At 66.3% G+C, this 3,319-nt stretch carries 3 protein-coding genes; 1 reads left to right on the forward strand and 2 read right to left on the reverse strand.

Annotated features, from left to right (window positions below; translation table 11 throughout):
* Positions 1 to 645: 645 nt before the first annotated feature.
* A complete protein-coding gene (locus KBX08_RS32565; protein WP_210787605.1) occupies positions 646 to 825 on the forward strand; it encodes a hypothetical protein in 180 nt (59 codons plus the stop codon).
* A 1,181-nt stretch (positions 826 to 2,006) separates the two neighbouring features.
* On the opposite strand, the gene KBX08_RS32570 is transcribed toward KBX08_RS32565, so the two are convergent.
* Both KBX08_RS32570 and KBX08_RS32575 read right to left on the reverse strand, forming a co-directional pair.
* On the reverse strand, positions 2,007 to 2,669 hold the full coding sequence (locus KBX08_RS32570; protein WP_210787606.1) for an HAD family hydrolase: 663 nt from the start codon (positions 2,667 to 2,669) through the stop codon (positions 2,007 to 2,009).
* 368 nt (positions 2,670 to 3,037) lie between these two features.
* On the reverse strand, positions 3,038 to 3,319 hold a 282-nt coding region (locus KBX08_RS32575; protein ID WP_210787607.1), incomplete at its 5' end, for a transposase.

A 3,319-nucleotide genomic window follows, 5' to 3' on the forward strand; every position in this document is an offset into this window, starting at 1 on the left:
CAAACGCCGTAGGGCTCAGGAGCAACAACGACGTAGCCGACCAACGTCACGTCGCTGATCTCCTCGTCGGGCAGTCGCCAGACCGTCCAGCCTCCCCGGACGGGGACAAGGTGAAGCGCCCGGACGAGTCTCAATGGTGGTCGTCAAGGCTCGATGTGGCAACAGAGAGATTATGAGATCAAGACGGGCGATCCGGGCGGTCTGCGCAAGGAGGTCCTACCAGCGAAAACACCTCTCGGCATCTCTCACCACTCCCCCACGGCCCGTCGACCTCTTGCGGACTGGATGCGGATAGCTCGCTGCCAAGAGGTGGGTCGGCCGCTGCGGCTGCATTGCAAAGATCATGCGGCATGTCGGCGGGCGTCGACTGCTGCTGCTGACCTGCTCGGCCTGTCGGCTACCGCCGCTTCTCGCTCCCTTCGGTCGGCCGGCTTGGCTGTACGGATGGCTGTACAGCCGTCGTCCCCGCTTCTCATACTCGACCGGTGACTGCTGCGGATCTTCCAGCCCGGTTCAGGCCCGTCATCGAGCAGGTGGTCGAACGGATTGCCGCCGGCGATTTCGCCGGCCTAGCGCGGGACTACTCGCGGTCGGGCCAAGACCTGGGCCTTTGGGCCCCGCGAGCACTCCGCGACGTTCATCCCAATGCCGCCTGAGGCGTGGCACCACGTCGACGCCTACTTCCTTGCTGACCACGGCGTTTGGAAGGTCGATGTCGACCTGTGGTCTCAGGAGGAAGGGCGGAGCGACATGACCTTGCAGGTGAAGGTCTGGGAAGAGGCCGACGCGATCAAGCTGGCCATTGATGACCTGCACACTCTCTAGTAACGGCCACCCTCACCGCACCGCCAGTTAGGAAGGACGAAGATCATGGCCGACAAGGACCTGGTGGGCCAGATCAATGCGCGAAGTGCTTGACCGTTCGTGCCCCCTGGTGACCGGCGGGGGTACCGGCTACTGGCACGTTGATGGCACGGCGCATCGGATGAATCCCGCCTGCCGGTACGGTGACGCTTCACGGATCGCGCCCTTACCGTCGTAGGCCTCGCCGTTCAGGGGGTAACGCGCATGCGAAGGACTAGCCGCATGGTGTGGTGGCCGCTCAGCATCTGCCTGATGGTGACGCCGGCTGCCTGTACGTCCTCAAAAGGGTCCAGCCAGGGTGAGGCCCGATCACCGGCACCAACTGCATCTCTGAGGGCTGACCCCAGCGCGTCCCCGTCAACCGACGGGAGCGCTAGGCAGGAGTCATGCACTGTATCGGGCTTTCCGCTACAGGAACCGCCGACAGATTATCGGCTCGTGGGAGAGGACGTCGCGGTACCTGACCGGACGGTGCTTCAAGCAGAGGAATCGGGGGAAGCGGATCCGGCAGCCCGGCTGTTCGCCAAATGGGGGTTGGTCGTACGCGGCGGCGCAGTGGTTGATCTTCGGGTGGCACCTGGCTGGGAGGACAGGGCACGTCTCGGATGGGGCTCTTCAGTGGTGCCAGCCGTGAGCGCCCATGTGCGTGCCTGCACACCTGTCGATGACCAACCTCAGTGGCTGGCCTTTGTCGGCGGCACGTGGGTTGCGCGGGCAACCTGCCTACCGCTGACAATTCGGTCGCGGGGGCAGACGGCACAAGTGCAGCTGGGTATCGGTGTCCCATGCGACGGGACTGACACGCCGAGTTCCTAGTACTCCAACTGTGGACTATCGGGGAAAGTACTGATGGCCGCCCCTAATCGCACGTAAATCGCACGGCGGGCCTCAGAGCCATCTCCGCCGTGAGTCCCACGCACCGTGGAGTGGGCCAGGGGCCAGGGTGCCAAGGTGGAGCGCCCTACCGGACGAGTCTCAATGCCAGTTGTCAAGCGCGGGCGCCGGCGGCCGGGGGCGGCCTGGGGATTAGAAGAAGATCGCGGAGGGCTGGTCGAGTGACTGCGCACCTGGTCAGCCCGTCCCTCGTTGTCGGATGGCGTCGGCGTCAGCAGGTGGCCTTGGCTGTACGGATGGCTGTACAGCTATAGGCCGGAGTCCTCGCCTCGCAGCACTTGGACAGCGGCCACGACGTCCGTGACGGTGCGGTCGGGCGGGGTGAGTTCCGTTGGCCAGTCCTTCCCTCGGCTGACCCACAGGGTGGCAAGCCCTGCCGCGCGGCCACCCTCGACATCAAGCACAGGGCTGTCACCGATCGCCCAGCCCCCGCCCCGCAGATCGAGGCCGCACCCACGGGCCGCTGCCTCGAAGATCTCGCGTGCTGGCTTCCGGATGCCCAACTCCCCGGACACTGCCCAGGCATCGACGCACTGGTCCAGCCCGGTACGCCTGATTTTCCCTAGCTGGTTGTCGGCCTGGCCGTTGGTCACGATCGCGACCGTCCAGCCCTCGTGGCGCAGTAGTCTCAGCGACGCCCGCACTTCTTGAGGACAGCTCACCAGCTCCGGCATCCGATGTCGGTACTGCCTCCATGCTTCATCCACCGAGGCTGCCAGGCCGAAACGCTCGGTCACCTCGCCGAAGAACCAGTCGCGGGGCACGGCGCCGTCCTGATCCGTAGCGATCAGCCAGGCCAACGCGTCGTCCGGCAGTTCGCGATCGGCGCAGAACTCGACCGCCCAACGTCGGAATGCCTCCGAACGGTCCACGAGCGTGTTGTCGAGATCGAAGAGCGCCAACCGCTGCATGGTCAACAACCGTACCGGGCGGGTAAAGCGGATCTCCTCGTCGGGCAGTCGTCAGACCGTCCAGGTCTCGGTAGTTGGTGATCGTGATCGTCACGGTCGGATTGTGCCGGGCTGTCGGCGGCTCACGCGCCCCTGCGGTAGGGGTCTCCTCGGTCGGGCAGGCTCGTCCCTGCCCGAGGTTCCCGGCCGGGTCAAGGCTCGCCGGAGGCGACCGCGTAGCGGCTTGGCCTTGACCCGGGCGGGGTGCTCGGGCAGCCCTGTGGGTGCCCGGCCGAGGAGAGCCCGGTTGGTGGTCTCCGAGGGAGGGTCGGGGTGCGGGGCAGCGCCCCGCCGGCCAGGTCCGGCAGGTCGGACGTTTCATCGGTGAGTTAGACGGGCGCTGGTGGCGGTGGTTGGAGTTGGAAGCAGCGATTGTCGCGCAGCAGCGCCCACAGCACGTCGACGCGGCGACGGGAGAGGGCGATCAACGCCTGCTGGTGCTTGCGCCCCTCAGCGCGATTGCGCTGGTAGTAGTCCCGGTTCGGGCCGTTCATCCGCAGCGTGCTCAGCGAGGACATGTAGAACACGTGGCGCAGCCGCCGGTTGTAACGCTGCGGCCGGCGTAGTTTGGCGACCCGCTTGCCAGAGTCACGGGCCACCGGCGCCAGGCC

This window comes from Micromonospora sp. H61 (assembly GCF_018070325.1).
GTDB classification, from domain to species: domain Bacteria; phylum Actinomycetota; class Actinomycetes; order Mycobacteriales; family Micromonosporaceae; genus Micromonospora; species Micromonospora salmantinae.

Coding starts and splice junctions, on each gene's coding strand:
- KBX08_RS32565 (WP_210787605.1), top strand. CDS start 646: ATGCCGCCTGAGGCGTGGCACCACGTCGACGCCTACTTCCTTGCTGAC.
- KBX08_RS32570 (WP_210787606.1), bottom strand. CDS start 2,669: ATGCAGCGGTTGGCGCTCTTCGATCTCGACAACACGCTCGTGGACCGT.